We start from the raw sequence: 562 nt of genomic DNA on the forward strand, positions 1-562 counted from the left end.
TTTCAAAAGCCCCACCAGAGCTCTTCTAGGCAAGTTTATTACTCATTTGCGATCTCTTAGAAACATCGGTAACAAAAGTTCTATTCTTTGCGTCGGAATCAGTGGCACCAATAGGTAAATCAAACCGGCAAAGGCGATAGACGCAGCTAAGTCTTCAGGGCGGTGCATACCAAGCCAAACACGACTATAAGCAACGCCACCAGCCCAAACTAGCAAACCGCCGACTAAGTAAAAACGTTTCGCTTCTAGGAACAAGCCGCCAAAGAACGCCAGACACACGCCAACGAAAATCATGTGCCCAGATGGGAAAGAATAGTCAGTCTCACCTAGCCAATGACGTGTTCGCCACTCACTCACCTTGTCTTGCACAGATGCAATCGCTGCGTTCTTTTCTAGCAATGGCAGTTCGTAAAACAGCTCTGGCATTTCAACGACTTCTTGCGTCACCAAATACTCAGAATAAGGACGCGGGCTTTCTGTAGAATGCTTTAAGAAAGTTTTTGCTGCAAAGCTGAGAACCAACAACAAGCCGAGCTGCAGACAAAGGCTGACGAGCTTAGCT

At 47.0% G+C, this 562-nt stretch carries 1 protein-coding gene; it reads right to left on the minus strand.

Annotated features, from left to right (window positions below; genetic code table 11):
* Nucleotides 1-42: 42 nt before the first annotated feature.
* Nucleotides 43-562, minus strand: a 520-nt coding sequence (locus tag AB4496_RS09770) for a phosphatase PAP2 family protein (protein ID WP_372130883.1), incomplete at its 5' end; no start/stop codon positions are given.

The sequence above is a fragment of the Vibrio sp. 10N.222.46.A1 genome (genome assembly GCF_041473595.1).
GTDB classification, from domain to species: Bacteria; Pseudomonadota; Gammaproteobacteria; order Enterobacterales; family Vibrionaceae; genus Vibrio; species Vibrio tasmaniensis_A.